The 26133-nt window shown below is 31.8% G+C and carries 19 protein-coding genes; 11 read left to right on the forward strand and 8 right to left on the reverse strand.

Translation table 11 applies throughout. The features are described 5' to 3' along the window. Positions 1-15: 15 nt before the first annotated feature. Both ACKTTV_RS16330 and ACKTTV_RS16335 read right to left on the reverse strand, forming a co-directional pair. The gene (locus tag ACKTTV_RS16330) at positions 16-2967 is read right to left on the reverse strand and encodes an amidohydrolase family protein (protein ID WP_408031935.1); all 2952 of its coding nucleotides are present in this window, start codon (positions 2965-2967) and stop codon (positions 16-18) included. A gap of 76 nt (positions 2968-3043) precedes the next feature. Then, positions 3044-4087: a WD40/YVTN/BNR-like repeat-containing protein gene (locus ACKTTV_RS16335; protein WP_408031936.1), complete on the reverse strand. Its 1044-nt coding sequence runs from the start codon at positions 4085-4087 to the stop codon at positions 3044-3046. 136 nt (positions 4088-4223) lie between these two features. On the opposite strand from ACKTTV_RS16335, the gene ACKTTV_RS16340 reads away from it, so the two are divergent. Beyond that, positions 4224-5147 (forward strand): patatin-like phospholipase family protein, encoded by a 924-nt coding sequence (locus tag ACKTTV_RS16340; RefSeq protein ID WP_408031937.1) that lies wholly within the window; start codon positions 4224-4226, stop codon positions 5145-5147. A gap of 26 nt (positions 5148-5173) precedes the next feature. Next, entirely contained in the window at positions 5174-6067 is an 894-nt protein-coding gene (locus ACKTTV_RS16345) for a DUF72 domain-containing protein (RefSeq protein ID WP_408031938.1), read from the forward strand. Positions 6068-6193: 126 nt separating this feature from the next. Here the strand turns inward: ACKTTV_RS16345 and ACKTTV_RS16350 are convergent, their stop codons facing one another. The 4 genes from ACKTTV_RS16350 to ACKTTV_RS16365 all read right to left on the reverse strand — a co-directional run bounded on the left by ACKTTV_RS16350 (position 6194) and on the right by ACKTTV_RS16365 (position 10752). Next, positions 6194-6775, reverse strand: a complete 582-nt coding sequence (locus ACKTTV_RS16350) for a phosphatase PAP2 family protein (protein WP_408031939.1) — start codon at positions 6773-6775, stop codon at positions 6194-6196. Between the two features lie 26 nt (positions 6776-6801). Next, positions 6802-7986 carry a cytochrome-c peroxidase gene (locus ACKTTV_RS16355; RefSeq protein ID WP_408031940.1) on the reverse strand — a complete coding sequence of 395 codons (1185 nt, stop codon included), beginning with the start codon at positions 7984-7986 and terminating at the stop codon, positions 6802-6804. 144 nt (positions 7987-8130) lie between these two features. Beyond that, on the reverse strand, positions 8131-9162 hold the full coding sequence (locus ACKTTV_RS16360; RefSeq protein WP_408031941.1) for a helix-turn-helix domain-containing protein: 1032 nt from the start codon (positions 9160-9162) through the stop codon (positions 8131-8133). A gap of 177 nt (positions 9163-9339) precedes the next feature. Further along, positions 9340-10752, reverse strand: coding sequence for a S41 family peptidase (locus ACKTTV_RS16365; RefSeq protein ID WP_408031942.1), 1413 nt, complete (start codon positions 10750-10752; stop codon positions 9340-9342). Between the two features lie 144 nt (positions 10753-10896). Between ACKTTV_RS16365 and ACKTTV_RS16370 the strand changes: the two genes are divergently transcribed. The 9 genes from ACKTTV_RS16370 to ACKTTV_RS16410 all read left to right on the forward strand — a co-directional run bounded on the left by ACKTTV_RS16370 (position 10897) and on the right by ACKTTV_RS16410 (position 23649). Next, complete coding sequence (locus ACKTTV_RS16370) at positions 10897-11406, forward strand: RNA polymerase sigma factor (RefSeq protein ID WP_408031943.1); 510 nt, start codon at positions 10897-10899, stop codon at positions 11404-11406. Beyond that, positions 11393-11866, forward strand: a complete 474-nt coding sequence (locus ACKTTV_RS16375) for a hypothetical protein (protein WP_408031944.1) — start codon at positions 11393-11395, stop codon at positions 11864-11866. Before ACKTTV_RS16370 ends, ACKTTV_RS16375 begins: the two co-directional genes overlap by 14 nt. 48 nt (positions 11867-11914) lie before the next feature. Then, positions 11915-12415: a DUF4252 domain-containing protein gene (locus ACKTTV_RS16380; RefSeq protein ID WP_408031945.1), complete on the forward strand. Its 501-nt coding sequence runs from the start codon at positions 11915-11917 to the stop codon at positions 12413-12415. A gap of 64 nt (positions 12416-12479) precedes the next feature. Further along, on the forward strand, positions 12480-13028 hold the full coding sequence (locus ACKTTV_RS16385; protein WP_408031946.1) for a DUF4252 domain-containing protein: 549 nt from the start codon (positions 12480-12482) through the stop codon (positions 13026-13028). Positions 13029-13132: 104 nt separating this feature from the next. Then, positions 13133-15934, forward strand: a complete 2802-nt coding sequence (locus ACKTTV_RS16390) for a helix-turn-helix and ligand-binding sensor domain-containing protein (protein ID WP_408031947.1) — start codon at positions 13133-13135, stop codon at positions 15932-15934. A gap of 781 nt (positions 15935-16715) precedes the next feature. Further along, positions 16716-17948 carry a glycosyl hydrolase family 17 protein gene (locus tag ACKTTV_RS16395; protein ID WP_408031948.1) on the forward strand — a complete coding sequence of 411 codons (1233 nt, stop codon included), beginning with the start codon at positions 16716-16718 and terminating at the stop codon, positions 17946-17948. A 10-nt stretch (positions 17949-17958) separates the two neighbouring features. Further along, positions 17959-19005, forward strand: a complete 1047-nt coding sequence (locus tag ACKTTV_RS16400; RefSeq protein WP_408031949.1) for a glycoside hydrolase family 2 TIM barrel-domain containing protein — start codon at positions 17959-17961, stop codon at positions 19003-19005. A gap of 252 nt (positions 19006-19257) precedes the next feature. Then, on the forward strand, positions 19258-19683 hold the full coding sequence (locus ACKTTV_RS16405) for a secondary thiamine-phosphate synthase enzyme YjbQ (RefSeq protein ID WP_408031950.1): 426 nt from the start codon (positions 19258-19260) through the stop codon (positions 19681-19683). 234 nt (positions 19684-19917) lie between these two features. Further along, positions 19918-23649 (forward strand): M36 family metallopeptidase, encoded by a 3732-nt coding sequence (locus ACKTTV_RS16410; RefSeq protein WP_408031951.1) that lies wholly within the window; start codon positions 19918-19920, stop codon positions 23647-23649. A gap of 70 nt (positions 23650-23719) precedes the next feature. Here ACKTTV_RS16410 and ACKTTV_RS16415 read toward each other — a convergent pair whose 3' ends face one another. Then, the gene (locus tag ACKTTV_RS16415; protein ID WP_408031952.1) at positions 23720-24664 is read right to left on the reverse strand and encodes an MBL fold metallo-hydrolase; all 945 of its coding nucleotides are present in this window, start codon (positions 24662-24664) and stop codon (positions 23720-23722) included. A gap of 166 nt (positions 24665-24830) precedes the next feature. After that, on the reverse strand, positions 24831-25937 hold the full coding sequence (locus ACKTTV_RS16420) for an acyltransferase family protein (protein WP_408031953.1): 1107 nt from the start codon (positions 25935-25937) through the stop codon (positions 24831-24833). Between the last annotated feature and the right edge of the window lie 196 nt (positions 25938-26133).

Genomic DNA, 26133 nt, shown 5'->3' on the forward strand with positions numbered 1-26133 from the left:
AGTGTCAATAAGTTCTTATTCTGTATCACAATGGAAATGTTTTTTTACTTTCTTAACAGGGCTCTGGGTTGGAGCGCCTTTTATTTTTTCTTTTAGCATCATGCTAATTAACTTGGCACGTTCTTCTTTAATTGATTTACGCTTTTCGATATCTTTTTCAAGATCGAAATATATAGCGCCATCAATAATGGTTTTCTCTGCTTTAGAATATACTGATAAAGGGTTGTTGCTCCATAAAACAACATCGGCGTCTTTACCTACTTTTATACTTCCAGTTCTATCATCTAAATGAAGTAATTTAGCAGGGTTAATTGTAACCATACTCCAAGCTTCTTGCTCGGTTAAATTACCATATTTCATTGTTTTAGCAGCCTCTTGATTTAATCTACGTGACATTTCTGCATCATCGGAGTTTATGGCTACTACAATTCCTTGGTGGTGCATTATAGCGGCATTATAAGGAATAGCATCGTTAACTTCATATTTATACGCCCACCAATCAGAGAAGGTTGATCCACCAACACCATGCTCTTTCATTTTGTCGGCAACTTTGTATCCTTCTAAAATATGCGTAAATGTGTTAATGTTAAAGTTAAATTGATCGGCAACTTTCATTAGCATATTTATCTCAGATTGAACATAAGAGTGGCATGATATGAAGCGTTCCTTATTTAATATTTCAGCTAGAGATTCTAATTCAATATCTCTTCTATAAGGTTTACCACTTTTTTTAAGAGCGTCGTATTCTTTAGCTCTCTGGAAATAATCGATATAAACCTGTTCAACACCCATTCTTGTTTGTGGGAATCGAATAGTATTATTATCGCCCCAGTTTGATTGTTTTACATTTTCTCCAAGAGCAAACTTTATAAATTTTGGGGTATTGTTATAGATCAAATTGTCAGCGTTTTCACCCCATTTTAGTTTTATAATGGCAGAACGTCCACCAATTGGATTGGCCGAACCGTGAAGTATTTGAATAGAAGTTACACCTCCAGCAATATTTCTATAAATATTAATGTCATTAGGATCTACAACATCTTCTATTGTTACTTCAGCAGAAGAGTTATGTCCAGCTTCGTTAATCGCTGAAGCGGCAATATGAGAATGCTCATCAACAATTCCTGCGGTTAAGTATTTACCCGTACCATCGATTATTTTTGCTTTTCTCGACGAAATGTTTTTTCCAATTTTCGAAATTTTTCCTTCAGAAATTAAAACGTCTGTGTTCTCCAAAACTTCTCCATTTTCAGATGTCCAAACGGTAGCATTTTTTATTAAGATAGTCTCTTGCTTAGGTACGTTATAGTTACCAAAACCAAGATTTGGGTAACTAGTTGCTACCACCTCAGGAGTTTTACTTTCTTTTGAAACTTTATCTTTCTTGTTTTCTTTTTTGCTTTCTTTCTTTGAAGCAGACCACGTTAATGTATTGCCATTGTTATCTACACCAGTTCCATTGAACTCGCCTAAAGAATTGACAATTTTACCAGAGATTCTTGAAAAGTTATTTTTGTCGTTAATAGTTAGCTGTATCCAATCATTATTAAAAGAAAATTTACTGCTAACTTTTTCATCACCTTTCTTCAAAGAAGCTGTTTGTTTCGCTCCTTTTCCAGAGATGGTCATGTCGTATTTATTCCCTGAAATATTTAAAGTGTATTCACCTGTTATATTTTTAATATCAATAGAGTTAACAACATGTTTAGATCCTTGAACCCAGTTTTCATATAAAGTAGTTCCTTTATCAAAAATATCACCAGAAGAAATTAAAAAGTTAGCATAGCTTCCTTTGTTTAAGTTCCCTATAAGGTTATTATTTAAAATTTTGGCTGGGGTTGTCGTTAGGGCTTCTAAGGCAGCAGTCTTGTCTAATCCATAAGTAATTGCCTTTCTCAGATTAGATGTGAAATCTTTTAATGATTTCAACTTATAAGTTGTTAGGGCAAAAGAAATATTATTTTTTTGAAGAACACTTGGATTAGAAGGCTCTTGATTCCATTTACGCATATCACTTAATGCGATTTTTTTTGCTAAGGCAATATTGCTAACATCATATGCCTTTCTGAAGTTTATAGGAATTATAAAAGTAGCATTGGTGTTCTTTATATCTTGAATTCTTTCATATTCATCACCTCCACCTACTATCGTATATTGAATACCAAACTCGTCTCCAATTTTATCAGCTCTAAGGTCATTTAAATAATCACCAGCTTTGAAAATTTGTGGTAAGTTTTTGTTATTGTTAAGTGCTTCAAGAGCTAAATCAGTGTTTTTGGCATTACCTTTTTCATACCAACTGGCATCTAAATATGCTTGTCTTAGTAAGGCCATTGCACCCATTCTTGAAGTAGGATAAGCTTGTTTTGATTTTTTACTTTTTGAAAATGACAAATAGTTCCCAGATTTTTTGTCAAGCACTCTGTAGGCATTATTGCTTTTAGAGTTTAAAGCTACTAATACACCATTTCCTTGCATGATTCCATCGTCGACATGAGTATTAACAACACCAAAACCTGATTTTACAAGTTCCTGAGCTTTTTTGTTATCAAAAGTAAATTCTTCAAAAGCATCAATATCTGGACGAATGTGATCATTCCAGTAATAACCATTTCTACCAGCATCGTATTGAGGTCTTTCTCTAAAGTTAAACGAACTCTTAATTTTTTTGATTCCAAAATCAGAATAGACATCGATAAAAGATGGGTAAATTGATTTACCATTTAAGTCAATTATATGTGCTTCTTTCGGGATAGATATAGATTTTCCTACATCTACAATTTTTCCATCTTTGATTATTAGCACTCCTTTTTTTAAGACTTTTTGAGGAGTGATGAAAATTTTAGCGTTTTTAAATACAATTAGCTTGTTTTGAGATGTTTTTACTCCTGTGTTTATAGGAAAATACTCTTGAGCCCTAACTTGAATTAAGCTAGAGAAGAGCAGCAGGATAAAAAGTTTTTTCATTATGTTTGAGTTGAATTTAGATACTAAAATTAGGATTTCTTAATTTTATTAAAGGATTTTTAACAAAACCTTAAGATTAATTTAAGATAAGCTTACCCAACTTTTCTGGGCCTCCTAACCAAGCAGAATGCTCATTTACAAATTGTATGGTATAAAAAGGGATATCGCTAATTTTACTCCAATTCTCACCTCCGTTTTTCGAATATGAGATTCCTGTTTTACCAATTGCAACTATTTCTTGTCCGTTTGAATTTGGAACGTATTTAACACAGCTTTTATAGCCTGGTTCTTGATTGTCCGCTATAAGTGTCCAAGTTTTTCCTCCATCTTTTGTAATGGCTTTGTTAGCACAATTATCTTCTGGATTAGAGTAATTACCACCAAAAACAATCCCGTTATTCTGATCGTAAAAATCAACTGAATATATTCCTTGAGGGCCATTTCCTTGCACGATAGGGGTAGTATATATGTTCCAATTTTTACCCATATCAGAAGATTTTAAAACTCTTGCTTTTTTTCCTCCAGAAACAATCCATATGGTATTACCTAGAGTTTTAATATTTGTATTACTTGCTGCGAAAAAGGCTTCTCCTTCTTCAAACTCTGGAAGTTCATCACATGAAAGCTTGCACCAAGTATTTCCATAGTCGGAAGAAATAATTATAGAAGGACAGTTTTCAGTTGGATCTCCTACTGCAATGGCATGTTTACCATCGTCAAGAAAATGCATTGAATCGTAAAAAACTTTGGAGTGCTCTTCCTTATATACGAGTTCAGTATACTTATTGAAAGTTTTATATAACAAGGCAGGATTAGCAACTGACAAAGCAAAAACAGTATCATTATTAACTGCAATACTTCTAAAATGTGGAACAAGGCTATCGTTGTATTTAATTGAGGTTTTAGACCAAGATTGTCCATTGTCAAAAGTATGACCTATGTTTCCTTTAGAATCGGCATAATACAAAGTATCGTTACTAACACTGTGAATAGCTCTGATGCTACAGCTATCCATTTTAAACTGTTTAATCTTTGCAGTAACGAAACTTTTAGACGCTTTATCCGTTTTACATGAAATTACAGAGAATACAATTAAAAAAAGAGTTAGAATTCGTGTCATTTTTTGATATTTTTACACGACTAAAATAGATAAAAATCAGTCAAATTGTTTTGTTATGAGAGCAAATAGAAGACTTTTGTTGTGATTTTTATAATATTTTGGTAGAATTTAGAACCCCCTTAAAACAAAAAAATAGATGAAAAAAGCACTGGTTATTTCTGGCGGAGGCAGCAAAGGAGCATTTGCCGGTGGTGTTGCTGAATTTCTTATAAATAAAAAGAAAAAGGAGTATGATATACTCTTAGGAACATCGACCGGGAGTTTAATGGTTTCGCATTTGGCTCTTGAAAGAGTAGGAGATTTAAAGGAACTATATACTAATGTTAATCAAACCTCTATTTTTAGTAATAGTCCATTTAAAATTAAAACAGTTCATGGAGCTAAGGTAGTTTCGATTAGACATAGAAATACATTATGGAATTTTGTTAATGGAAGAAAGACTTTTGGAGAAAGTAAGAATTTAAGAAAACTAATAAAGAAAAATATAACCAAAGAAATGTTCGAAGAAATACGATCTAAGAACAAAGAGGTAGTGGTTACTATATCGAATTTAACAGCGAACAAAATTGAATATAAATCTATATTAGAATGCACTTATGAAGATTATTGCGATTGGATCTGGGGGTCTTGCAATTATGTTCCTTTTATGAGTTTATTAGAGAAGAATAGTTGTCAATATGCAGATGGAGGTTTTGGTTGTTTGGTTCCTATCAGGGAGGCTATTTTAAGAGGAGCTAAAGAAATTGATGCAATTATTTTAGAAACAGAAGTAACACAGATAAACCGATTACCTGCGAAAAACCCATTTTCTTTGATGTTAGATGTTTTTGGTTTTATGTTAGAGCATGTTGAAAAACATAATGTAACAATCGGTAAATTGTCAGCAAAGCACAACGATGTAAAGTTAAATTTATATTATACACCCACCGTGTTAACAACAAATTCATTAATTTTCGATAAGAAATTAATGTCAAAATGGTGGGTACAAGGCTTTAATCATGCGAAACGAAAAGATGACGAAACAATGAATGATTTTAGAGCAGAGCTAATTGATGACTAAAATTACTAATCTAAAAATGGAAACAAATGAAGTTTGGAAAAGTTGAACAACCAGAGTTAGTTGATTTTTCGTTACCTGAAACTCATGAAAATACCTTGAAGGTTTTAAATGAAGTTGAAGGCAAAGAAACAAATATTTATGTAGGTTGTGCAAAGTGGAATAGAGCGGATTTAAAAGGGTTTTATCCAAGAGGTACTAAAGATGAGTTGGAGTATTATTCAAAACAATTTAACTCTATAGAATTAAATGCTACTTTTTATAGACAGTTTCCAGCTGAACAATTTGCAAAATGGAAAAATAAAACTCCAGAAGGTTTTAAGTTTTTTCCAAAATTAACGCAAGAAATAAGCCATTGGAAAAGATTAGAGGGAGTTCAAGATGTTGTAAATTATTACTTAGATTGTGCGTTGCAGCTAGAAGAAAAACTAGGAACTATTTTTTTACAATTACATTCGAATTTCGGGCCTAAAAATTTTGATCGTATAGAAAACTTTGTCAATAGTTGGCCAAATGAAATTCCATTGGCAGTTGAAGTAAGACACCCAGATTGGTTTTCAGATAAGATTATTTTTAATGATTATGTGAATTTATTAAGCGAGAATAAAGTTGCTAACGTGATAGTAGATACCGCTGGGAGAAGAGATATGGCTCATATGAGCTTAACATCGAACGAGGCTTTTGTTAGATATGTAGGAGCAAATCATCCATCAGATTATACACGATTAAATGATTGGGTAGAAAGGTTAAAGGAGTGGAAAGAGCTTGGATTAGAAAATATCCACTTTTTTATTCATCAAAACTTAGAAGTTGAATCGCCGTTACTGGCTAGTCATTTTATTAAAGATTTAAATAAAAGATTAGATACTTCCTTGAAAATACCTAATGAAAGCCAAGAAAATAATCAAATGACTTTGTTATAATTAAATGGTTTCACTTGAATTAATTTCCTTGCGTAACTTATAAATAAGAGATATAAAACCTCTTGTTAGTTTTAGAATCATAAAAAGTAAAAGTATTTCGAGAATATTCATATTGTATTATTGGTTTTAAAATTGATAAATAAGTTTAAGAGTAGTATAGTTTCTAACTGTTGTCATCGATGTGTAGCTTTTTACATTTCCAAGGGTGATTTTTATGTCTTTTTTTTCTAAGAACGACTCGGTGAATAAATAGGCAATACCAGTACCCAAAATAGCTCCTGCAATAACATCCCATCCATCGTGCTTATTAGCTTTTATTCTTGAGTAACCAACATATCCAGCTAATGCATAAGCAGGAATTCCAACTTTCCATCCATAACGTTTTTGCATAAAACCAGCACTGGCAAAGGCAATCGAGGTATGACCTGAAGGAAAACTATTCAAACTTTCACCATTTGGGCGTTCCTTATTTATAATAAGTTTCAATGCATAGGTAGAGAGAACGGTTGTAGCTAATGTTTTGGTGAATTGAAGCGTGCCTTTTTTGCCATCCTTCCAAATTAAAGTTGAACCAAGAGCTATAGCAGGTAGGGAAGTAACTAATACATCACCTGCTATCTTATGATTTTCTTCACTGGCAGTTAGGTTAATTTGAGCGCTGCAAAGAGTCCAATTGAAGCCAAGTAAAATGAAAATATATTTTTTCATACGACTTAAAAGCATAGAGTTTTATTTTAATTATGGATATTTCCTCCTACAGGCAAACCACTAGGAACACTTGCCGGAATACTTTTATCAAAGTTGTTATCATCTAAGGCTTCTATAAATGCGATTATTTCATCGATTACATCGTTATCCATTTCAAGTTGTCTGGCTAAAGGATCTATATCATTAATGCTAATATGTACGTTAATATCATCGGTATCACCTTCTGCCACATCTTCATAAAAATTCATCACTTCTTGAAGTGAAGCGTGCATACCATTATGCATATATGGAGCGGTTAACGGTAAGTTTCGTAGGCTTGGAGTTCTGAATGTATACGTATTTACACCGGAATCAGTACTCGGTAGTTTTGGGTTATCGGGAACACCGATAGTATGAAGTTCAAAATCAGAAAACATTGGTCCGCTATGACATTCTGCACAACCAACATTTATAAAGGCATTCATACCATTAATTTGTTGTTGATTCATAGCGTTTACATCTCCTCTAATATAGCGATCGAAAGGGCTATTGTTAGCAATGATTGTTCTTTCAAACGAAGCAATTGCTTGAGCTACTTTTTCCATAGAAATAGATTCTTCACCAAAAACATTTTTGAAAGCGAGTTTATATTCTTCTATTTGATTTAATCTGTTAATAATAGAATCGTAAAGAATATTTTCAGGAATAGCAGTTCCCCTCATTTCTTCTTTGGATAAAAGAGGAAGTAAAGCTTGCTCTTCTAAACTCATAGCTCTGTTATCCCAAAACATAGGGGCGCTTTGAGGAGTGTAGCTGTCATCATTTTTAATACCATTATATGCTGTGTTTATGATGGTATTAGCATTTCGCTTAGCTAATACGATACCTCTTCTTTGTTCTCCTAGTCCAATACCGTTTACTCCAATCGATAAATCTAGAGCATCGGCATATCCTTTTTCAGGATGGTGACAAGTAGCACAAGCAACATCTTTATTTCCAGATAAGATAGGGTCCCAAAACAGTTGTTTACCTAAATTAATTTTCTCAGCTGTTTGAGGGTTGTTCTCTGGTACTGGAGTGTACTCGGGAAGGGGAGCAATGATATCTTGAATGTTTTCAACTTCATTAAATACTTCGCTTTCTCCACAGCCTTCTGAAATGAATAGCACAACAATGAGTGCACTAAACAATGTTATTCTTTTTATAGAAATGTAATTTCTTAAATCCTTCATTTTAATGTTTTTACTTCTGGTGATCAAAAGTAGAAGGAAGGATTCTTACTTAAAAGGCGAAGTGGTTCAGGATGCGTTTTCTAAACCTTTTATTAAACTAAAACCTTAATTTGTTATGGTGATGTATTGTTTTTAAAAAAGGACTTATTCGTTGTTGGAATTTTTTAAAACCTCTTTGCGAAATTTACTTGGAGTAGTACCTTTAAGTTTCTTAAAAACGGTATTAAAAGTAGACTTTGAACTAAAGCCACTTTCATAGGCTATAGCCAAAAGTGTGTAGTTTTCATATTTCTTTAAGGATAAGTTTGAAACAAATTCATTAACTCTATATTCATTCAAAAAATCTTGAAAGCTAATTTTCATATATGCGTTCAAAACCTCCGAAACCTTTTGCCTTGGAACGTTTAATTCTTTAGCAACATCGTCAACAGATAGTTTTTGGTTTTTGAAAATCTTCTCTTCGTTCATTAATTGATTTAGTTGCTTTTTGATTTTAAGTATTGAGTCTTTTGTTAAGTTAGAACTTTTGTATTTAACAATATCACTCTTAGGAAGTACTTCGGTTGGTGAGATAATTAATTTATATAATACGTAATAAAATAGGAAAATAGCCATCAATATAATTCCATAGCTATCTAATGAAAAGGGAGACTCATTTGATTGAGTTAAAAGATAGGTGAATTCATCAATAATAAAAATAATCGTTAATGGAATAACAAAAAGGAGTAACCATTTTTCCTTTTTTTTATGAATAATATCGTAAATCATATATATCAACATAGCAAGGAATATACCTTCAACTATTACGCTAACAATTTGAAAAAACGTATTCCTGTGAAAGAAGCTGTAGGTTTCAAGAAAATTGAAAAAAGAACTTAATATAAAAGGAGTGAAAAACGCCAGATCTCTTTTTTGAAAAGTACTTTTATTCGATTTATGATATCTTACAAATAAAAAAAAGCATGTAATAATTAGGGGGTCATGAAAGAAAAACCAGTCAGCATTGTCAACAAATAAATTATATTCATCATCGCCAAGAGAAAACAGTAAAACGGATATAAGTGAAGCTAATAAAAGATAGAAATCAATATTCTTATATTTTCTTCTGTGCTGAAAAAGGATAAAAATTAAAAAAACACCTTGAAAAAGAGCGATAATTTGAATGGTTTTAAGCATTGAAATTAGGTTTTACCAGTTAGTTTTTATCATTTAATATAATTAAGAGTAGTAGTTGGTTTATAGTTTTTTATTAAAAATATAATCAGGTTTATTCTCATTGACTTTAAATTAAGAATAAACCTGATTATATAACGAACTAATGTTTTTACATGAGAACAATATCAAATAAAAACATTAATTTCTATGTAATGTTACATACATGTTATTATAGGTAGGTGTGTTCGATTTTGAGTTATCTATCACTTCTAATTTAAATGGTAAATTAGAACTAGCTCTGCTTCCAGTGGTAATTAATTGAATAGTTCTTTCAAGAAGCGGCTCATTAGCTTCTCCCAGAACACCTAAATTACCATAATCTTCATCTAATTCAACAGTAGGAGGAATACCATCTTTTTGATTTTGCCCATCCTTGTTTACAATTTCTAAAACGATCGGTTGCATAGCCCAATTATGGTTTGGATTGATATTGTTTTTCGAATAAAACGATGGTGAATCATATAAAGTTATAGAACCTGCATACTTACCATGTGTTGTTGTTCCAACCGTTTTAGTATCAATATATGGTGTTAAACTATTAATAATAAGTTCTGAAGCTGAAGCAGAACTTTTAGTTGTAATAAAGTATATCTTAGTTAAATTAAGACTATTAATAGCCACATTATTTTCTATAGTATTTGGAAATCTATCAATTAAAGATTCAGGATTTGCAACACTCATGTATTTCTCGTTCCATAATTGCTTAGCAAAAACTTCATTTGTAAATTGTCCTGTAATCATACTTCCTAATCTAGTAGCAGTTCTAACGGATCCTCCACCATTGTATCTAAGATCTACAACCAATTCAGTAGCTCCATCTGATTTAAATTGAGCGAAAGCTTGATTTAATTGAGCATCAAAATTAGAGGTAAAACCATTATACATTAAATAACCAATTTTTTGACCGTTAATATCTAATGTTTTGGCAATGTGAACTGGATTTTCAGTATAGCTACTTTTCGTTAAAGTTATTGTGGTGGCTGTAGGGGTTGGGTTACCAGTACTATAATCAGCTATTGTAATGGTAAAAGAAGAATCGCTTGAAAATAATAGACTTCGATAGTTGCTTTCCGTTAACTGAGTTCCATTAACTTCGTTAAATATCATTCCTCTAGTTATTCCTTTATCTGCAGCATCGGTACCTGGAATAACATACCTAACATATCCAAAAACATTTTCCGCTTGACTTCGGTATTTAACTACTCCAAATTCCATACCTGTAGTTTGAGTTGTGCCTTGAAAAGATTGTTCCAAAGCCACATAGTCATCAACAATCCAAGACCATTTATCAGTGGTTCCTCTTTGGTAAAGCAAACTCTCAAATAGGGTGTTAGGATCATTGAAACCAGATAAGTAACTATATAATTGTTGATCAGAAGTGAAACGTCTATCCGATAAATCAGAAATATTTCCTTGCCATAAATAGTAGGCATTTAATCCTTTCCAAACAAAATCGTTAATTTCGATTTCGCTAGGGGCTTCATCCTTGCTACTGCAGGATATAAAACCAAATAGGATAATAAAAAATAAAAGTAATTTGTAAAATTTCATTCTGCTCATTTTAATACTAATACAACGCAATTTAATGAATAATATTATTTTTTTTTCAAATCGTGTAACAAACTTTATACTGTGTCGTCGTAGATATGTAAACCCACAAAAAAATAGTGAAGTTTACCTAATAATCAACCAACAATGAAACAATCAGACTTTTTAAAAGCTGTTCTACCATTTAAAGATAAAGTCTTTCGTTTAGCAAAAAGACTTTTAGTTTCTACAGAAGAAGCTGAAGATGCTACACAAGAACTTTATTTGAAATTATGGAGGAATAAAGAAAAGCTATCCGATTATAAAAATGTGGAAGCTTTTGCGATGACGATGACAAAAAATTATTGTTTCGATAGATTAAAGTCTAAACAGGCAAGTAATCTAACTTTAGTTCACAGTAATTATAAAGAAAAAGGAACGACGTTAGATAAGAGAGTAGAGAATAATGATTCAGTAAACCAAGTACATAGGCTAATTGAAAAATTACCTGAACAGCAAAAAATAATTATTCAACTCAGAGATATTGAACAATATGAATTTGATGAAATATGCAAAATGGTTGACATGAAACCAACTGCTGTAAGGGTGGCACTTTCAAGAGCCAGAAAAACAATAAGACAAGAACTAATAAAAAAACACAACTATGGAGTTAGCTAACATAGAAAAATTATTAGAAAAATATTTAAACGCTGAAACTACTTTGAATGAAGAAAAAATATTACAAACGTATTTTACTTCAGGAAAGGTAGCCCCTCACTTAGAGGAATACAGTTTCATGTTTAATTACTTTCAACAAAGCAAAAACGAAACATTTACCAAAACCATTCAGTTAAAATCTGAGAAAACAAGTAAAATGAACTGGAAATGGTTGTCAGTAGCAGCATCGGTTGTTTTGTTATTCAGTACTTATATTGGGTATGGAGAGTACCAAGAGCGAGAACAAAGAAGGCAATTTGAACAAATTAAAGAAGCGCTTCAAATGGTTTCTACCAATTTAAACAAAGGAAACGAAGCATTATATGCTGTTTCGAACAACATTAATAAAGGGAAGAAAGCTATTGGATATCTTAATACCTATGAAAAGGCAGTAAATAAAGTAATTGAAACTGTGAATTAACAATAAACAAAATATAATAAAACCAAGAAGATTAAAATTACGAAAGTCATGAAAAAAATATTATTTATACTAGGATTCATTTTTACAGCGAATGTAGCATTTGGACAGTCTATGTTTGATAAATTAGAAGATTTAGATGAAGTTTCATCTTTTATAATGACCAAAGATGCATTTGAACTTATTAAAAAATTTCCAGATGCAAAATCAGAAGATATGGAAGTGTTTAATATGGCGAACGATTTGAATGAGTTAAAAGTGTTCTCTTCAAGTGATAATGCAGTTGTTTCAAAAATGGAATCTATGGTTAATACGGCAATAAGTAAATCTAACCTTACTCAGTTAATGAGAGTTAAAGACAAAGATTCACGAGTTAAGATTTATGTGAAGGCAACAAAAAACAAAGATTTAGTCAGTGAAGTATTGATGTTTGTGAAAAAGAAAGATTCTCAAAATAAATTGGAGTCAGTGATTGTATCCTTAACGGGTGAGATTGATGTGAATAAATTATCTCAGATTGCGAATAAATACTCTAATGAGAATAAAAAATAAGAAATGTAAATAAAGGAGTTGGTTAAATACCAACTCCATATTTAAGAATATAAAAATTAAAAGAATGAAAAAACTATATATACTATCATTACTATGTTTAACCATTTTCGTGTCCTCATGCAGTAAAAAGGAATCATTACAGAGTTATTTGGTCGAAAGTCAAGATAAGAGTGGTTTTGTTACATTGGATATTCCGGCCAGTGTTGTTGAATTAGCTGAAGAAAATTTAAGTGCAGAAGACAAGGCAATTTATAAAAGTGTTAAGAAGGTAAACATAACGGCACTTCCTGCTAAGAATGCAGATGAAGGTGCTTATGAAGAGGAAAAAACTAAGTTAAAGAAAATACTTAATGATTCATCTTATAAGAAGTTAATGAGCTTTAAAAAAGATGGTAATAATATAAAAGTTTACTATGCAGGCGAAGCAGATGCCATCAATGAAATAATTGCTTTTGGATATGGAAAGGAGTTAGGTATTGGAGTAGCGAGAATTTTAGGAGAAAAAATGAATCCTTCAAAAATAATAGCTCTTTTGAAAGACGCTGATTTAAATTTAGATCAGAGCGGGGTAAACTTTAAAAAAATTAAATCAATTTTGAACGATAAGAAATAAAGAACCTTAAAACTTATCAAAAGGGGCATCATTATGATGCCCTTTTTTCGTTAAGAATTAAAAAAAAATATTTGTATTATTGTATATAAGAAATTCTAAACGACTTGAAATTAATCAAATACCCACTTTTTTTTCTTTTATTTTTTTTATACAATAAACACTCTTTTGGACAAGAACTTCCTCTAATCAATATTTATTACCCAGAAGATTATAAAGCTGAGTCTCAAAATTGGGCCATTAGTCAGTCAGAAAAAGGGACTATTTATATAGCAAACAATTTAGGTCTTCTTGAATATAATGGAGCAAGTTGGCAACTATATTATACGCCGAATGGTACTATTATGAGGTCTGTAAAAGTTGTTAACGATAAAATCTTTACTGGGTTTTACATGGACTTTGGCTTTTGGGTGAGAGATGGTTACGGGGAGTTAAAATACACGTCACTTGTAAAAGAAAGTAAAATTCCTGTTTTGGAAGATGAGCAATTCTGGAATATTTTGGAGTTCGAAGAATGGATATTATTTCAATCACTTGAAAGAATATATTTATACAATACCAAAACCAAGGAACATAAAATAATTTCTTCAGATGTTAAGATAACAAAATTGATGGAAGTTAACAGTGAAATATATTTCCAGAAGTTTGGAAAAGGATTGTATAAATTAGAAAAAGGAAAAGCAATACTTGTTTCAGATAATCAGGTTTTTAAAAATCAGGTTATTGTTGATATGTACTCTAATGGAGGTGAAATTTTGATTTTGACCGATAAAAGAGGTTTTATGACATTTAATAATGATGGAGTTAAGGAATGGAATAACACTTATAAGCTATTAAAGGATAAAACTATATATAGTAGTACGAAATTAAAAAATGGAAACTATGCTTTAGGAAGCATATCGGATGGAGTTTTATTTTTAAGTGAAAGAGGAGAGTTTATATATAATATTTCTCAAAAAAATGGTTTGAGTAATAATACGGTGCTTTCAGTATTTGAAGATATAAATCACAATGTTTGGTTGGGATTAGATAATGGAGTGAATAACATTAATACAGAAGTTCCAATTAAGAAATTTACTGAAAAGGAAGGGAAAATAGGAACTGTGTATACATCGATAATTTTTGACAGTAATTTATATCTTGGAACAAATCAGGGACTGTTTTATAAGAAATACCCTTCAAATGATGAATTTAAGTTAATCGCAGGAACACAAGGTCAAGTATGGAGTTTATTGGATGTAGATGATCAATTGTTTTGCGGGCACGACATGGGAACTTTCATAATTGAAAAAGAAAAAATTAAAGAGCGATTAAATGTTCTTGGAGCGTGGTCTTTCAAAAGGCTAGATGCTACCACTATTTTACAAGGGAATTATACTGGTTTGTATGTTTTGAAAAAGAAAAATAAAGAATGGAAGGTTAAAAACAAAATAGAAGGGTTTGATAATTCAAGTAGATCCTTTGAAGTTTTTGGGAAGAATCAAATTTTTGTTAATCATGAGTATAAAGGAGTTTTCAAATTATTAGTTGATAATGATTTTGAAAAAGTTCTTAAAATAGAAAAGGATACTTTGATTAGTAAGGGAGTACATTCTAATCTCGTAAAATATGATGAGAAAATCTTGTATTCTTTTAAAAAGGGAATATATGAATATACTGGGAATAATACTTTCGTTAAAGACAGTACTTTGAGTAGGTTATTTAATGATAAAAACTATACTTCTGGGAAATTAGTTTTTGATAAGAAAAACAATTTGCTGTGGAGTTTTTCTAAGAATTATATTTCTTATGTAAAGCCTAATTATTTAAACGACGTAAGTACGATTAAGAGAATTCCCGTAACGGAACCTTTGAGAAAAGGAGCCATAGGATATGAAAATATTTTACCTCTGAATAAAAACCAATTTTTAACAGGAGTTAACGATGGATATTTAACATTAAACTTGGTGAATGATAAAGAGGAAGGGGAAACCTACGAGATATCTATTGACTTTATAAAGAAATATAGACAAGATTCACCAAAAGAAATGATGTTGTTAAATGTTGAAGGAGCGTTTTCAAGTGCTGAGAACAATTTGGAATTTTATTATAGTATTCCCTGTTTTATGAAGAACATTCAACCTCAATACCAATATAAACTTGAGGGGTATTCTAAGTCTTGGAGTAGGTGGGGGAATGAAAGTAAAATACTTTTTGAAAACCTTCCTTATGGCGAATATGTGTTTAGGGTTAGAGGTAGAGCTGGTAATAAACAAACAACAAACGAAGCGACTTACAAATTTAAAATTGATAAACCTTGGTATGCTACTAACTTAATGCTAGTTGTATATATTTCATTGATTTTAGCATTTTCTTATTTCATGGATAGGATGTATCGAGGGTATTATAGAAGACAACGAAAAAGACTTTTAGAAAAACAGGAGAGGGAGTTTGAGTTGAAATCATTAGAGAGTGAAAAAATGCTAATGAAAGTAAAAAATGAACAACTCAGGATTGATGTAGAAAGCAAAAGTAGAGAGCTTGCAACTTCTACAATGAGTATTATTAAAAAGAACGAACTGCTTGGTTTAATTAAAAATGAGCTGGTATCTGGAAATGAAAAAAGTATTAAAGATGTTATCAAAATTATTGATAAGAATTTAAACAATACAGATGATTGGCAAATGTTTAAGGAGGCATTCAATAATGCCGATAAAGATTTTATAAAGAAAATAAAGGGATTACATCCGGCGTTAACTCCGAATGACTTGAGACTTTGTGCTTATTTGAGATTAAACTTATCATCTAAAGAGATTGCTCCGTTATTAAATATTTCACCTAGAAGTGTTGAAGTTAAGCGTTATAGACTTCGTAAAAAGATGAATTTAGATCATGATGTAAATTTAACAGATTACATATTAGATGTTTAATGTCAAACATTCTTAGGGGCTTACCTATACATGACCACAACATTTGGTGTAAAAACGATTTTTACTTACTGATAAATACCCCTTGAGCCATTGTTTATAAAGGAAAACTGGTTTTTTTATTTATGTATGATTTTTGTAGTGTGTTGTTTTATGAATTAACGTAAAACAGTTGCTATTTTTACAATATCCAAATTAGATTGTTCACTTGGTTAATAAATAAGTCAAGGTTAAAGAAAACACTAGTTAGGATTTTAGTTAATGTAGTTTTTTAGTGTATAAACTTGCGTTAACAACGGTTTTAAGATTGAATGTAACTATGGGGGGTACATTTAAACAATTAGACCTTTCAAATACCAATTTTTTTTGGAAATGAACTGATAGGTCGATAACAAAGAGGTGGTTAGGCGTATTTGTTTGAATTAAAGGAAATCACCTCTTTGTTTTTATTGAGTAAGACATATCTGAACTAACTTGGTTCAGAGTTTAAACAAACTAAAAATATATTCCTTTTTGATAGGAATAAAAATAGAAGGGGAGATAATAGGAAACAAAGCATATTAAAAAATAATTTTTTTGATAAAGCTATTTTTCTTATTTTGAAAGTAATCAATAGAAGAGGAAGTAGTATCGCTTTGTTTCCCTATTACTTTAAATGAAAAATCATTAGTTATTCCATTAACAGGAAGCAAATCAGCAATAAATTAGACTACAATATGTTGGAAGGAGATGTTCATAGGAATGTAAATTCTCTAAATTATGACTGCATTTTTAATAGTTGTTAATGATTAAAATAAAATATATATCTGTATTACTAATCATATTAGTTGGTTGTTCTGGGAAATTTGGAGGTTCTGAAAAGGAAGGAATATCACCAAAGGAGATATTAAATAATCCAGAATATTTAGCCATTTGTTATGGAGGGTATAGAACAACGACAAGAGAAGTTCAACCTACAATTTCCGAAATTAAAGAAGATCTATTATTGTTAGAAGCTATAGGAGTTAAAATAATTAGAACTCATGATGTTCATACTCCTATGGCTGAGAATACATTAAAGGCAATAAAACAACTTAGAAAGGAAAATGCGAGTTTTGAAATGTATATGATGCTAGGAGTTTGGATAGATTGTAAGGATGCATGGACATCTAATCCTATTCATGACAAAGAAAGTGATCGGAATTCTATTGAAATTGAAAATGCTGTAAAACTTGCAAATAGTTATCCCGATATTGTTAAAATAATAGCAATCGGAAATGAGGCAATGGTCAAATGGGCAACAAACTATTATGTATATCCCAAAACAATTTTAAAGTGGGTTAAGCATATACAAGAACTTAAAAACAGAGGAAAACTTCCTCAGAACTTATGGGTTACTTCATCGGATAATTTTGCCTCATGGGGAGGTGGTGATAGTAGCTATCATACAAAAGATTTAAAAGAACTTATAAAAGAAGTAGATTATATCTCTATCCATACATATCCAATGCATGACACACATTACAATCCTGTTTTTTGGAAGTTTTCTTCAAACTATAAGGATTTGTCTAAAGTATCAAAGATTGATACTCTAATGTTTAAATCAATAGAGTATGCTAAATCTCAATATACAGGAGTAAAGAAATATGTTGAAAGTTTAGGAATTGAAAAGCAAATACATATTGGAGAAACTGGTTGGGCAACCCGATCAAGTGGATTTTATGGTGTCGATGGATCAAAAGCCACAGATGAGTACAAACAAAAAATGTATTATGATTTAGTCAGAGATTGGACAAAAAAAGAAAATATCAGTTGTTTCTTTTTTGAAGCATTTGATGAACATTGGAAGGATAGTGGAAGTATTACAGGATCTGAAAATAACTTTGGATTATTCACCCTTGAAGGTAAGGCGAAATATTGTCTTTGGGACTTTGTAGATGATAAAGCATTTGTAGGTCTTGGTAGAAATGGAATTATGGTAGAAAAGTCCTTCAACGGAAATAAAAAGGCTTTAATGGACAAGGTTTTGGTGCCATAAATATTTGTCAATGAAAATATATTCGAAAATACTGCTTTTGTTTGTTTTGCCTTGCTTTACATGTACTTCTTATGAACAGGATGTTGTTAAGGTTTTAGGACGAAAACTACTTGTAAATGATCAACAGTTTCTAATAAAAGGAGTATGCTATCATCCAGTTCCCAGAGGAAGCAATAATGTTAGGAATTTTGATAAACTTGATGAAGACATTGCGCTTATGAAGGAACTAGGTGTAAATACAATAAGGGTTTATGAGCCTATAAAGGAGATTACAGTTCTTAATAAACTAGCTAGAAATAATATTAAAGTAATTATGGGATTTGGATATAGTCAAGAAGGAAATTACGATTTGAGATCTGGTAAATATCTTGATTATGTCAAAAAATATAAAAATCATAAAGCTATATTGATGTGGGAGTTAGGAAATGAGTACAACTACCATTCGGAGTGGTTCGAAAGAGATGATATTTTATGGTATCGAGTTTTGAATCAATCAGCAAAGGCAATACATGATATTGATAAAAACCATCCTGTTTCAACAGCTCATGGAGATTTGCCGGATGAATTAGCTATTCTTTATTGCCCTGAAATAGATGTTTGGGGTATGAATGTACTTCGATGGGACGATCCTAGCACTGTTTTTTATGAATGGGAAAAAATATCTGGAAAACCCATGTATTTATCGGAAGCGGGCAGCGATAGTTATATGACAATTTCTAGTAGTAATTACAAACAAGGAGAAAATCAAAGAGCTCAAGCAGATGCTAATGAGAAAATTTTGAATGAAATTTTCAAGGAAGTAAACATTTGTTCTGGTGTAACACTTTTTTCCTTTGTTGATGAATGGTGGAAAGAAGGAAATTGTGATGTTCAAGATATAGGAGAAGGAACTAAAGACGTAATTGGGGTGCCTTATGATGGTTATCCAAATGAGGAGTATTGGGGGATTGTAGATATGGATAGAAATAAAAAAGAGACTTTTAATGTTGTAAAACGAAAATACAATCAAGTGTATATTGGAAAAGCTTCTAAAGAAATTACAGCGCAACCAAATTAATCCATTATTTAGAGAAGCTAGATTTTATTTAAAGTAATTTGAAGTCAAGATTAACTTAATACAGCATAATAAATGAAATAGTAAATTCTGAAATGAATGGGAGGTTTTAATTTTTTGAAATCTGATTATCAGTTGATAATGGTAGGAATTACACTTTTATTTAATTAGCAAAAAAGACAGTCATATATTTTTTATTATGGCTGTTTTTTATTTTGGTTTTATTGAAGTGATTGAATAGCTTATTTTTACCGAATGAAGTTTTATCAGAAAGAAATTGTGTTGCCAGAGTTTAAGAGAGGCTATCATTTAATAACTCATTTGTTGATAGAAGAAATAACGAAGGAGTTACATGAGACAAAAACAGGTCAATTCCAAGCGTTTTTGAAGCATACGTCAGCTAGTTTAACAATTAATGAAAATGCAGACCCAACAGTTCGTATTGATTTTGAAACTCATATAAATAAGATGATTCCTGAAAATATGCCTTACTATAAGCATGATTATGAAGGGGCAGATGATATGCCGGCGCATATTAAGTCATCGATGTTAGGATGCCAGGTTTCTATTCCAATTAGTAATGGAAAGTTAAATTTAGGCACTTGGCAGGGAGTATATTTAGGAGAGCATAGAAACTTTGGTGGAAATAGAAGAATAGTTATTACAATAATTGGAGAATAATTAAGGCTTATTCTTATTAATTTAATCAGTATTGTTGTATATTTTGTAATAGTTAGAAATTCTAGGTTTTATTGAAAATCTGTTAAATTTTTAACTTTTTTTTGTGATAATTGATTTTTTTGAAAGGTTTTTTTATAACTTTATAGAACTTTTAAACCCTTCAAAACCAATATTATGAGAAAATATTGTCTGTTTGCCATATTGTTTATAATGTGGCAAACAAATTTTTCACAAATGCAAAATCCTAAAGATTTAGGTGTAATTCAACAACATTTTAATAACTTAAAAAACGAGAGCAAAACTGCAACTCAAGATTTTTCTGAATGGAAGATATCTAGTTCGGCGTCTTCTTTAAAGAGAGGGTTGACTCACTATTATTTAACTCAATATTATAAAGGAATCCCAATTGTAAACGGAACCTATAATATGTCTGTGTTAGGAGGTAAAGTGAATTTTGCTCACGATCAATTTATTTCAAATGTTTCAGGAAAGTTAACAGGAACAAGATCGGTAGCTATTTCTGAAGTTCAAGCAATTAACGAGGTTGTTAAAGTTCATAAATTGCCATCGGCAAATAGGTTGGCGAAAACAATGAAAAGAAATGAGATAGGTGATGACGTATCAGAATTTAAAAACTCTGGAATAACGGAAGACAATGAACCTATTTTAGTAAAGAAAGTATATATTCTTCATAATGATAAGTTACATTTATGTTGGAATGTAAATTTATATGAAAAAGGAGGAAACAACTGGTGGAACTCATATGTAGATGCTTCCTCAGGTAAAATATTATCGGAAGATAACTGGGTTATCTCATGTAGCTTTGGTGCTCATGAAGATCATAGCGGACATACACATACAAAAGTAGATTCGAAGGAGTTTTTTCATGCTGATGATGTTCCTTATTTAAAAGAAGCAAGTATGTTAGCTCCTGATTCATACAATGTGTATGCAATGCCTTTAATGAATCCTGATGATGGAGGAAGGTCAATTGTAACAAACCCGGCAAATACGGTGGCTTCACCTTATGGGTGGCATGATACAAATGGCGCTTCTGGTGCCGAATATAATATTACTAGAGGTAATAATGTATGGGCTCAAGAAGATGCCAATGGAAATAATGGAACTGGAGCGTCTCCAAGTGGTGGAAGTGGACTGGATTTCAATTTTCCTGTAAACTTAAATCAAGCTCCTAGTAATTATCGTGACGCATCTACAACCAACTTATTTTATTGGAATAATATCATGCACGATGTATGGTATCAATATGGTTTTGATGAAGCTTCAGGGAACTTTCAAGAAAATAACTATGGAAAAGGAGGTACAGGAGGTGATTCTGTAAATGCAGATTCTCAAGATGGTAGTGGTACGAATAACGCAAATTTTGCAACTCCAGGAGATGGATCAAATCCACGTATGCAAATGTTTTTATGGAATAGAACAAATCCAGGAAGAGATGGCTCTTTTGACAATTTAATTATAGCTCATGAATATGGTCATGGAATTTCAACTAGATTAGTTGGTGGACGATTTTCAAATGTTTTGGGTGGCTCTGAACAGATGGGTGAAGGATGGTCTGACTGGTTTGGTCTTATGTTAACTATGAAAGCAGGTGATACTGGTGCCGATAAAAGAGGTGTTGGAACTTATGTTTTAGGTGAACCTTTAGATGGCTTAGGAATTCGTCCTACAGTTTATTCTACGGATAGATCTTTGAACAATACTGATTATGCTGATATTGGCGGACTAAGAGTACCTCATGGGGTAGGATATGCTTTTGCAACTATTTTATGGGATATGACTTGGTTATTAATTAATCAGGAAGGATTTGATCCTGATTTTTATAACGGAACTGGTGGTAACAATATTGCCATGGCTTTAGTTATTGAAGGATTAAAGAATACCGCAAGTAATCCAGGTTTTGTGGCTGGTCGTGATGGAATATTACAGGCAGACCAAGATCTTTACGGAGGTAGATACAATTGCTTAATTTGGAAAGCTTTCGCTGAAAGAGGAGTGGGGCGTGATGCCAACGAGAATAATAATGGAGGATCAAACTCTAATAATGATCAAACGGTTTCTTTTGTAAATCCATGTGATGGAGGTAATCCTGATCCAGGAGCTTGTGAAGGAGATGTTACCTCTTTTCCGTTTAATGAAAGCTTCGAAGCTAGTTTAGGATTATGGAAAGATGCGACTACCGGTGATGATTTAAATTTCACTAGAAACTCTGGAGGAACTCCTTCGAATCAAACAGGACCTAGCGCTGCAGCTGATGGATCAACATATGTTTATGTAGAGGCTTCTGGAGATGGAACTGGTTTCCCTAACAAACGAGCGATATTAAACTCACCATGTTTAAACTTTAGCACACTAACGGCACCAAAGCTTAGTTTCCAATATCACATGTATGGAAGTGCTATCAATAGTTTAAGTGTTGAAGCTAGGACTGATAATACTGGTACTTGGACATCAGTTTTTAGTAAAACTGGAAATCAAGGAAATGCTTGGTTAACAGCTGATGTTGATTTGACGACCTACGCTGGTCAAGCGAGTGTTCAATTAAGATTTAATGTTGTTACAGGTTCAGGAACTAGTGGATGGCAAAGTGATATTGCTATCGATGCTGTTGGTATAGCTAATGACGATGGTGGATCAGGTGGTGGATGTCAAGGAGGAGGAATAACTTCTTATCCATTTAGTGAGAGCTTTGAAGCTAGTTTAGGACAGTGGAGTGATGCAACTACTGGTGATGACTTGAATTTCACGAGAAATTCAGGAGGAACTCCATCAAGTAGCACTGGACCAACGGCTGCTGCTGATGGTACTACTTATGTTTATGTTGAAGCTTCTGGAAATGGAACAGGTTTCCCTAATAAGCGAGCAATATTAAACTCACCATGTTTGAACTTTACTGATTTAACAACACCAACGTTAACGTTCCAATATCACATGTATGGAAGCGCTATCAATAGTTTAACGGTTGAGGCAAGAACCGATAATACTGGTACTTGGACATCGGTATTTAGTAAAACAGGAAACCAAGGTAATTCATGGCTATCAGCAAATGTTGATTTAAGTGCTTATGCAGGACAAGGAAGCGTTCAGTTAAGGTTTAATGTTCTTACAGGATCAGGAACAAGTGGATGGCAAAGTGATATTGCGATTGATGCTGTTTCTATCGGAAACGATGGAGGTGGATCAGGAGGTGATTGTCCAGCGATAAACTTTAATGATTTCACAATTAACCCATTCTCTAATCAGGATAATAGTGGAAATTACTCGGTGTCTACATCAGGAGCATCATTAACGTTAACAAATAATACTTGGAAGTATATTTCAATGAATTATACAGTTACTGCGAATACCGTTATAGAATTTGAGTTTAGCAGTACTACTCAAGGAGAAATACATGGAGTTGGTTTTGAAAATGACAATACGCTGACTTCTACCAGATATTTCAAAGTTCATGGTACTCAAAATTACGGTATCACAAATTATGATAACTACGCTGGAGGAACTCAAAAATATATTATTCCTGTAGGAAGTTCTTATACTGGAGCAATGGATAGACTTGTGTTTATTAATGATAATGATGCTGGTTCAGGAAACAACTCTACATTCACGAATGTGAAAATTTATGAGGGATCTTGTGGAGCTGCTTCATTTGATGTTGATAGTTTTGCAACGAGAATAGACATATTAGGAAATCAAGATGAAGACGCATTTGGTTCATTACAAATTGCACCGAATCCAATCTCTAAAGGGTATCAGTTAAATCTTGTAGGTCCAAATAAAGGTCTTGATAACACTACTTACGAGATAATTAATTTATTGGGGCAAGTACTTGAGTCAGGAAAATTAACTCGTAGAACAATAAATATAGATAAGCTAAAAGCTGGAGTTTATATTTTAAGTCTTGAAAATGAATTTACCAAATCGAATAAACGATTTATTAAAAAATAGTTTTTAGCAATCAGAGTAGTTTCTGAGAATAATTTAGGTCTCCTAAAGTATATACTTTTGGAGACCTTTTTTATGATTTATATACTTGAAAGAATTCTGAAATGAGAGCTTCTATTTCTTCTTCATTGTATTTTCTTGAAAAATGAACAGGGATTGCGTCTTTTACATTAGCGTTTTTCATTATCAATCCTGATTTATTCGCGTAACTATGGTAATTTAAGGTAGCAAACTCAGCATCTTTATTTTGATAAAAACACTCAATAAATACTTTGTTTACTGCGTCAAAATGGTTCTTGATCTTCTTGTGATTGTCGAAAGTAGCACCGTGATCCATAATAATACCAACGGAATCTCCTTCCTGTATATGTAGAAGATTGAATAGCTCTCCAGCTCTATAAATTTTTCCCCCAACTTTTAATTGTCTATCATGATCATTTAAATTGAAGGCCTCTTTTAAGTCCTTAACCCAAATACCACCTTTGAAATCTTTACCCAAATCTATCTTGGTTTGAGAATATTCCTTAAACAAATAAGATAACGTTGGAATTTTATGGTCAAGTAAAACTCCCGTTACTTGAAATTTATCTTCTTTAAAGAGTATTTTGGAGTTCTCTGTAGAAATAGTTTTTAACTCCCATAGAGGTGGCTTTAGTTCATAGGTTATAATTTCATTATCATTAATCATTTCTTTTATTCTATAACAAATAGAGTTTTCCTCAATCAAATTCCAAGAATAACTGACAATTCTATTTTGTACTTGCTTCGCAATATGCATTGGTCCGCATATAGTAATTGTACGTTGAATTCCAAGTTGATGCCTGATAATAGCATCGAAATTTACAAAATGGTCAATGTGAGTATGGCTAATAAATATTGCATTGCAATTCTGAATTTCTCTTACAGTTAAATCACTGGCCTCACCACATTCACACAGATAATTCCATGAATGATTGTCTGGTTTTATAAGAATTGATATATCTTCATTAGGTTTATTTTTAATATAGGTCTTGAACATAATTTATTTTTAATTTAAGGACGATTGCCTAGGAAAAAAGTTCTCTAGGCTTTCAGAGGAAGCTAGGTTTAAAATTTCGATACAATAGCGCAAACCTTTAAACCTTACTTCGCGAGTAAAAATAAGAGATATTCAATTATCATGCATAACCTTGAGATAACAACTTTTAAACAGGTCGAGAAGCGATAACTTCGAAGTTCTTTTTTAACTTTAAAAATGGAGTTTCAATAAATCGATAAGAAACAACGGAAATAACAATTGTGACAAAGAAAGAACAGGTAAAAGAAATGATCAGAGCACTTGTGTCTTCTATCTTGAAATAGTTAACCAATTGCCATCCTACCCAATTACCAATAAAATGATATAGGTATAAACCATAGGAGCGCTTTCCAAGAAAAACCAATATTTTGTTCGAAAAGAATTTTTGTAACGAATTACTTTCGAGAACTGCAAACAAAATAAAAGTTGTAGAAAGTCCAACTAAAGGATATGTTACATTGAGCCAATAAGTGGTTTCCGTGATATTTGGTAGATAACAAATAACACAAAAGAAAAGAACGCCTACAAGACTCAAAATTTCTGGGCTACAAATTTTTTTTAAAAAGATAAATCCGCCAAAACCTAGAACAATACCAAATACTATAGATTCAAAATGAGTAATTGGAAGTACCCAAATTGCAGGATGAGATATTTCTTCAAGAATAAAATAAGTTCTTATTAAGTTAAGTAATATCATGGATATAAAAAAGCAAATAAACCGCATTTTAGAAGGGACTTTAACCAGAAGTAAAATCAAAAAAGGAATGATAAGATAGAATTGCTCTTCATAAGCAATAGTCCATAAATGAGGAACAAACGGTATTGGATTGTAGGAGTTTATTGCGGTAAAGATGTTGTCAGTAAAGGTAAACAGTCCGAAAATTCGTAGACCTAAATTCGAAGTTATATCTGTAGTGCTAATAAATACTGAAATCGCTATTGCTGTAAATAGAAAGTATACTGGCCATATTCTAAAAAAACGCCGAATATAAAACCTTTTTAAATGGATAGTATCTGTTTTTTTATATTCAGCAATCAAAAGTTTAGCGAATAAAAATGCGGATAAACAAAAGAATAAATCTACCCCTATCCAACCGTAGGTATGCAGATTAGATAAGACTGGTACTTTTGATATAAGTGGATGATGGTGAATAAATACAAGTAAAAATGCGAAAAAACGCAAACCGTCAAGTTCAGGGAGGTAAAACCTCTTTTTTAACTGTGGGGGAGTCATAGGGTTTAGGTGTTTGAGGATTAGAATGCTATGTTTTTTATAAAAAAAAGTGTAAGCAATGGTGCTTATAAGCATAGAAAAAGAAAAATCAAATACCTAAAGAGAATTAATTATTAATACAACATATAATACCATTGCACACTATATTTTTTTTCAAAAATTAATATGCAATGGATTTCAATTAATTCGTTAAAAT

It is taken from the genome of Tenacibaculum xiamenense (genome assembly GCF_964513065.1).
In the GTDB taxonomy this organism is placed as follows: domain Bacteria; phylum Bacteroidota; class Bacteroidia; order Flavobacteriales; family Flavobacteriaceae; genus Polaribacter; species Polaribacter xiamenense.

Bases quoted from the DNA above. Each gene is read 5' to 3' on its own strand.
- ACKTTV_RS16330 (WP_408031935.1), bottom strand. From the start codon at position 2,967: ATGAAAAAACTTTTTATCCTGCTGCTCTTCTCTAGCTTAATTCAAGTT.
- ACKTTV_RS16335 (WP_408031936.1), bottom strand. From the start codon at position 4,087: ATGACACGAATTCTAACTCTTTTTTTAATTGTATTCTCTGTAATTTCA.
- ACKTTV_RS16340 (WP_408031937.1), top strand. From the start codon at position 4,224: ATGAAAAAAGCACTGGTTATTTCTGGCGGAGGCAGCAAAGGAGCATTT.
- ACKTTV_RS16345 (WP_408031938.1), top strand. From the start codon at position 5,174: ATGAAGTTTGGAAAAGTTGAACAACCAGAGTTAGTTGATTTTTCGTTA.
- ACKTTV_RS16350 (WP_408031939.1), bottom strand. From the start codon at position 6,775: ATGAAAAAATATATTTTCATTTTACTTGGCTTCAATTGGACTCTTTGC.
- ACKTTV_RS16355 (WP_408031940.1), bottom strand. From the start codon at position 7,986: ATGAAGGATTTAAGAAATTACATTTCTATAAAAAGAATAACATTGTTT.
- ACKTTV_RS16360 (WP_408031941.1), bottom strand. From the start codon at position 9,162: ATGCTTAAAACCATTCAAATTATCGCTCTTTTTCAAGGTGTTTTTTTA.
- ACKTTV_RS16365 (WP_408031942.1), bottom strand. From the start codon at position 10,752: ATGAAATTTTACAAATTACTTTTATTTTTTATTATCCTATTTGGTTTT.
- ACKTTV_RS16370 (WP_408031943.1), top strand. From the start codon at position 10,897: ATGAAACAATCAGACTTTTTAAAAGCTGTTCTACCATTTAAAGATAAA.
- ACKTTV_RS16375 (WP_408031944.1), top strand. From the start codon at position 11,393: ATGGAGTTAGCTAACATAGAAAAATTATTAGAAAAATATTTAAACGCT.
- ACKTTV_RS16380 (WP_408031945.1), top strand. From the start codon at position 11,915: ATGAAAAAAATATTATTTATACTAGGATTCATTTTTACAGCGAATGTA.
- ACKTTV_RS16385 (WP_408031946.1), top strand. From the start codon at position 12,480: ATGAAAAAACTATATATACTATCATTACTATGTTTAACCATTTTCGTG.
- ACKTTV_RS16395 (WP_408031948.1), top strand. From the start codon at position 16,716: ATGATTAAAATAAAATATATATCTGTATTACTAATCATATTAGTTGGT.
- ACKTTV_RS16400 (WP_408031949.1), top strand. From the start codon at position 17,959: ATGAAAATATATTCGAAAATACTGCTTTTGTTTGTTTTGCCTTGCTTT.
- ACKTTV_RS16405 (WP_408031950.1), top strand. From the start codon at position 19,258: ATGAAGTTTTATCAGAAAGAAATTGTGTTGCCAGAGTTTAAGAGAGGC.
- ACKTTV_RS16410 (WP_408031951.1), top strand. From the start codon at position 19,918: ATGCAAAATCCTAAAGATTTAGGTGTAATTCAACAACATTTTAATAAC.
- ACKTTV_RS16415 (WP_408031952.1), bottom strand. From the start codon at position 24,664: ATGTTCAAGACCTATATTAAAAATAAACCTAATGAAGATATATCAATT.
- ACKTTV_RS16420 (WP_408031953.1), bottom strand. From the start codon at position 25,937: ATGACTCCCCCACAGTTAAAAAAGAGGTTTTACCTCCCTGAACTTGAC.